Origin of the sequence: Tissierella sp., from assembly GCF_052089545.1 — a bacterium.
Taxonomy (GTDB): Bacteria; Bacillota; Clostridia; order Tissierellales; family Tissierellaceae; genus Tissierella_A.
Genome location: NZ_JBQDAA010000094.1, coordinates 2861 through 8511, shown reverse-complemented (window position 1 = coordinate 8511; position 5651 = coordinate 2861). Strand labels below are relative to the sequence as shown.

At 33.3% G+C, this 5651-nt stretch carries 5 protein-coding genes and 1 pseudogene; 3 read left to right on the top strand and 3 right to left on the bottom strand.

The features are described 5' to 3' along the window. Together ACTHW2_RS07865 and ACTHW2_RS07860 are read right to left on the bottom strand one after the other, a co-directional pair. Positions 1 to 182: pseudogene (locus tag ACTHW2_RS07865) on the bottom strand (hypothetical protein); the annotation flags it as partial. Positions 183 to 254: 72 nt separating this feature from the next. After that, positions 255 to 1025, bottom strand: a complete 771-nt coding sequence (locus ACTHW2_RS07860; RefSeq protein WP_442263395.1) for a LamB/YcsF family protein — start codon at positions 1023 to 1025, stop codon at positions 255 to 257. Between the two features lie 352 nt (positions 1026 to 1377). Between ACTHW2_RS07860 and tnpA the strand changes: the two genes are divergently transcribed. From tnpA to tnpC, 3 genes are all read left to right on the top strand, one after another. Then, positions 1378 to 1725 (top strand): IS66 family insertion sequence element accessory protein TnpA, encoded by a 348-nt coding sequence (gene tnpA / locus ACTHW2_RS07855; protein ID WP_442263394.1) that lies wholly within the window; start codon positions 1378 to 1380, stop codon positions 1723 to 1725. A 2-nt stretch (positions 1726 to 1727) separates the two neighbouring features. After that, positions 1728 to 2084, top strand: coding sequence for an IS66 family insertion sequence element accessory protein TnpB (gene tnpB, locus ACTHW2_RS07850; protein ID WP_442263393.1), 357 nt, complete (start codon positions 1728 to 1730; stop codon positions 2082 to 2084). Positions 2085 to 2196: 112 nt separating this feature from the next. After that, a complete protein-coding gene (gene tnpC / locus ACTHW2_RS07845; RefSeq protein ID WP_442263392.1) occupies positions 2197 to 3771 on the top strand; it encodes an IS66 family transposase in 1575 nt (524 codons plus the stop codon). Positions 3772 to 4051: 280 nt separating this feature from the next. Here tnpC and ACTHW2_RS07840 read toward each other — a convergent pair. After that, the coding region (locus tag ACTHW2_RS07840) for an FtsX-like permease family protein (RefSeq protein ID WP_442263391.1) at positions 4052 to 5651 on the bottom strand (1600 nt) is incomplete at its 5' end.

The window sequence follows — 5651 nt, the reverse complement described above, 5'->3', positions numbered from 1 at the left end:
ACTTTATTGGCTATATCCTGACCCCTCATGCCAGAAACCCCTATAACCCTCCACACGTTTAATTGAGCGATTAGAGATATAATAACCGATGTTAAAATTACAAATCCAAATGTAGCACCTAATTCAGACGTAAATGTTGCCGTCTGAGTTAAGAATCCAGGCCCCACTGCAGAAGTTGCCATTAAAAAAGCGGCTCCTAACAGTACTGATATATTTTGATTTTTAACCTTATTTCTATCCAATCCTCTCACTCCTTATATAAATTTATTTAAACTCTTTACTTCTATCCCCTCAGAAATTAAACTTTCTCTAATATTTTTCACGAAATTTACAGCTTCTGGATTATCACCATGAACACATATGGAATCGGCTGCTATAGATATTTCCTTTCCATCTATAGTAGTAACTTTTCCATCCAATACCATCTTTTTAATTCTCTCTATGGCTTCATCTTTATCATGTATGACAGCTCCTGGTAGTTTTCTACTTACTAGTGTTCCATCTTCATTGTAGGCTCTGTCTGCAAATACTTCTTGAGCTACTTTCATTCCCATATCTTTAGCCTTTTTAGCTATAAAACTTCCACTCAAAGCCAATAATATAATATCCTTGTCTACTTCTTGTAGGGCTTTTAAGACTTCTTCTGCAAGTTTTTTATCATTGCTAGAAGTATTATAAAATGCTCCATGAAGCTTCATATGTTGTATCTTTGTTTCATTTGCAGAAGCAAATGCTTGTAGAGCTCCTAGTTGATAAAGCATGTAGGCCCTTGCTTCTTTGGGACTGATATCCATCTTTCTACGACCAAATCCCATCAAGTCAGGATAACCTGGATGAGCCCCTATAGCCACTCCATTTTTTACAGCTTCTTTCACAGTCTTTTCCATAATAAGAGGGTCACCGGCATGAAAACCACAAGCAATATTTGCACTTGTTACATACTTTATAACTTCTTCATCTAAGCCTAAGACATAGGTTCCAAAACTTTCACCAATGTCTGAATTTAAATCAACAATACCCTTCATCTAAAACACCTCCTGGATTTTTAAAATAGTGCCTATATATATACCTATTCAATTGAAGAAGCCAAAATTACTCATTTTTCCTTCGGATCCTTGACAGCATTTTAAATATTGGGTTTCTTCACAAAATTAAATTAGCGAATAAATATAAGGATTTATCTTCATATTAATTTTCCAACAGTAAAATACTAAGTTAATAAGAGTAGACCAAGTGAATATAAGGTAAGCGCTCAATAATATCATGGATTTCAAAATACAACCCAGCATGAGATAATACTCCTACAAAGTACTTTTAAAGTTAACAAAGTAACTTTGCCAACATTAAAAGCGTGAGGAGATGATCTGTATTACAACTATGAAAGAATCAAAACATGAAATCTTAAAGTCTAAATGGATAGAGATAATTAAAAGACATAGTAGTAGTGGAATATCCATAAAACAATGGTGTGGGGAAAATGATATTTCAAAAGGTCAGTTCTACTACTGGCAAAGAGTAATTAGAGAAGAAGCCTTGATTAAAGCAGGTACCTTAGCTGTATCAGGACAAACTGAATTTGTAGAGGTAAAGCCTGGTACTCCTAAATCCAACTTCAAGAATCAAGACGTCTGCGCTATCCTTAGATCTAATGGAAATGAAATTGAAGTCCTCAATGGAGCAGATCCTAATACATTGAAAACACTGCTTTCTCTAATGGGTAATTAATCATGAGAGTGAAGTTTCCTGATGATATTAAGATCTATATTGCCTGTGGTAAAACCGACATGAGAAAAGCCATAGATGGATTATCAGCCCTAGTATCTCAAAATTTCAAATTAAGTCCATTTGATAATGTACTGTTTATCTTTTGCGGAGGCAAAAGAGATAGAATAAAAGCCTTGTTATGGGAAGGGGATGGCTTTCTTCTTTTATACAAAAGACTTGAAGGTGGAGTATTTCAATGGCCAAGAAATACAGAAGAAGTTAGAGAGATTAGTCCCCAGCAATACAGATGGTTGATAGAGGGCTTATCAATAGACCAGAAAAAAGTCATACAAAAACTTGATCATAAAAGGATAATATAGATACTTAAAACTATTGAAATTTGAATAGTTCCAAGTATCTTTTTTCTTGTTTTTGTTATGGGAAAATGGTATAATATAATTAGAAAAAACACAGAAGAAAGGCTAGATTCCAATGGATAATAACTCTTTAATAAAAACACTTCAAACTACAATTGAATCCCAAAATAAAACCATAGAAGGTCTTAGAGAAGAGTTAAAGAAGGCTAATGAAAACATGGAATACTTAATCAAAAAACTCTATGGAAGAAAAACAGAAAAGACCTCTGCCATAGATGGACAATTAGTAATTAGCGATATGGAACTCGGTCTATTCAATGAGACTGAAAATGATGAAGATTCACCTCTTCTAGAACCAGTAGTTTTTGAAAAACCAATAAAGAAAACTAGAAAAGGATACAAGAGAACAGAACTATATAAAGGACTTCCTAGTTACGATCAATTATTCAAATTAGAAGAATCAAAACAAATATGTCCAGTTGATGGGGATAAACTCAAAGTAGCTGGAAAGAAATTTATGAGATCTGAAATTAAATATGTACCAGCAGAAGTATCAGTGATTAATATATTTATGGAAACATATGAATGCAGGACATGTAAAAAAGAAAATAGAGCTGGAATGTTTAATGCATCTACTCCAGAACCTATACTTCAGCATTCCTATGCAACAGCATCAAGTGTAGCATGGACAATGTATCAAAAGTATGTACAGGCAGTACCATTGTATAGACAAGAAAAAGATTGGAAACAGATGGGATTTCCAATAAGTAGAGGAACCCTATCTAATTGGATAATAAAAACATCAGATGAATGGTTAAATCCTGTAGTAGAAAAACTACAAGAAGAACTCCTAAAGGATAAATATTTGCATGCTGATGAGACCCCAGTTCAAGTATTAAATGAAGAGGGCAAGAAAAATACCACGAAATCATACATGTGGGTATACTCCACTTCAGTTAATTCTGATAAAGGAATAAGAGTATTTAAATATTCCCCTGGTAGATCAGGAGACAATGCCAAAGAATTCCTTAAAGGATTTAAGGGATATCTTCATACAGATGGATTCTCAGGCTATGGTAAAGTAAAAGATATCCATCATTGTTTATGTTGGGCTCATACACGGCGGTACTTTAAAGACGCCCTTCCCAAAGATATGAAAAGCAAAGAAGCAACAATCCCATCAAAAGGAATAGCATATTGTAACCAGTTATTTGACTGGGAAAGAAAATTTAAAGACCTATCACCTGAAAATAGGAAAATTAAGCGTCTAGAAAAAGAAAAACCAGTTCTAGAAGCCTTTTGGTCATGGGCAGAAAATACAAATGAGCAAGTACTTCCTAAATCTAAAATAGGAAAAGCCCTACAATATGCACTAAATCACAAAGAAAAGCTAGAAACCTATCTAGAAGATGGAAACTGCGTAATATCCAATAATATAGCTGAAAACAGCATAAGACCATTTACAGTAGGTAGAAAAAATTGGACTTTCTGCGGTAGCCCTGAAGGTGCTAAAGCAAGTGCATGTGTATACTCGCTAGTCGAAACAGCAAAATCCAATGGACTAAACCAATATAAATATTTAGAATACTTATTATCCAGATTACCAGGATATAACCTACAAAACCATCCCCACATATTAGATCTAATGATGCCTTGGGATGAGAAGGTTCAAAAATCATGTAAATCTTAATAAATACTACTATAGGGATATCATACCGATATCCCTATAGTTATTCAATACATCTTTTATTGTACGCTTACAATATAAGGCCCATAAAAAAGCAAAAAAGGACTTTGAATCAAATATTTGATTCAAAGTCCTTTTTTATTGTTCATGCTGTATAGATGATGTTAGTTGGCATTCTGAGGAGCATAACGACCAAGAATCTTTGTTTTCGGTCCTTAGATTCCTCCTTTTACTCGGAATGACAAAGCTTTTAAATACACTTAACTCTAAAATTATCCGCCAATTAATTGTTTTCCTTCATACTTTCCACTATTATTTTATCATTTATTCTCTTAAGTGGATATGTTCCTGATAGTATGGCTATCACTAAAGCCCCTACACTTGCTATTATTACATTTTTAAGAGGGAATATATATTCAAATTGTGATATTCCTCCAATTAGCCTATATAAGATATAGGAAAGCCCCACTCCTATAATAGTCCCAAATATACTAGCATAAAGTCCATAGAATATACTTTCAAAAGCAACCATCTTCTTTATACCTTCGTTTGTCATACCAACTGCTTTTATCATAGCTATTTCTTTAGTCCTTAGGATTATATTTGTGCTTATGGTGTTTATTATGTTTATTGCACTTATTAGGGATATTATAGTTACAAAGCCATATAAGAATATACTCATTATTATAGTGATATTCCTCTCTTCCTGTGCACGTTCTGCGTAGTCTATGACATTTAATCCTGGGATATCATCTTCCATTTCCCTTAAAAACTTAGCTATTGTTTCTTTATTTCCATCTTCTTTTGCCTCTATATACATATTTGTGTATACATCGCTATTATTTGTCATTATAGAATCTAAGACTTTTTCAGTAGTTATTATGTTTATACCACCATTATAGTTGTATTCCCTTCCCAAGATTCCTTTTTCTAACACACCAACTACTTTTAACTCTTCATACTTAGAATCTTCACCTTCTGAGTCGGATGAATATGAGGAGAAGGAAAACATATCTCCAACCTTTAATTGGTATCCTTCCATTAAACTTCTCGTATTGCTACTATCATCGTATGGATATGTGCTATTTATAACTAATACTCCATTTTCTTTATTCATAGTTTCTATATCCATCTCACCTTGTTTTAAAAGTTTGTCTAATGCATCAAAGTTTTCATCACCAATAGTCATTATTTCTGCATTATCAACTGCTATTTTACCCTCTATCTCTTCAAAGTTCAGGGGAGACATGTCTATTATCTTTTGTTTTATATGCCTCTTTTCTAACTTAACCCTACCATTATCCGCCTTAATAGTATATATTTTGTTTATATCTTGGGAGTCTTTCAATTTATTATATATATCATCTTCATTCTCTCCCAGAGTGCCATATACATTATAATCTGCCATATCTGATTCTGCCATTATTCCTGACTGATACATGAAGTTTGAAAAGCTAGAAAATGTTATAAATAAAACTATGCTTAAAACCATGGAAAACACTGTTATTAAAAACCTTTTCTTATTTCTCTTTAAGTTTTTATAGGCTATTTCTCCTTCTATTCCAAATAGGCTTCTTACAAGTCCTGTATGTTTAACTCTTTTTAAGTCCTCCTTTTTAGTCTCCTCCGTATTTCTTATAGCTTCTAGAGGTGAAACTGATCCTGCTCTTCTAGCCGGTCCCCTAGCTGATAAAAATACTGTTATAGCTCCTAGGATAGAACTTATTAGAAACACTATAGGACTTATCTTTACCTCCATATCATTAAATAATTCTATATCATCTTGTATAAGAGAGATTACATGGAGTACCACCTTCATGGCAAAGACTCCTGAAACTAAGCCTATTGGAAGGGCAATAGCAGTTACAATTGCTGCTTCCCTA

Bases quoted from the DNA above. Each gene is read 5' to 3' on its own strand.
- ACTHW2_RS07860 (WP_442263395.1), bottom strand. From the start codon at position 1,025: ATGAAGGGTATTGTTGATTTAAATTCAGACATTGGTGAAAGTTTTGGA.
- tnpA (WP_442263394.1), top strand. From the start codon at position 1,378: ATGAAAGAATCAAAACATGAAATCTTAAAGTCTAAATGGATAGAGATA.
- tnpB (WP_442263393.1), top strand. From the start codon at position 1,728: ATGAGAGTGAAGTTTCCTGATGATATTAAGATCTATATTGCCTGTGGT.
- tnpC (WP_442263392.1), top strand. From the start codon at position 2,197: ATGGATAATAACTCTTTAATAAAAACACTTCAAACTACAATTGAATCC.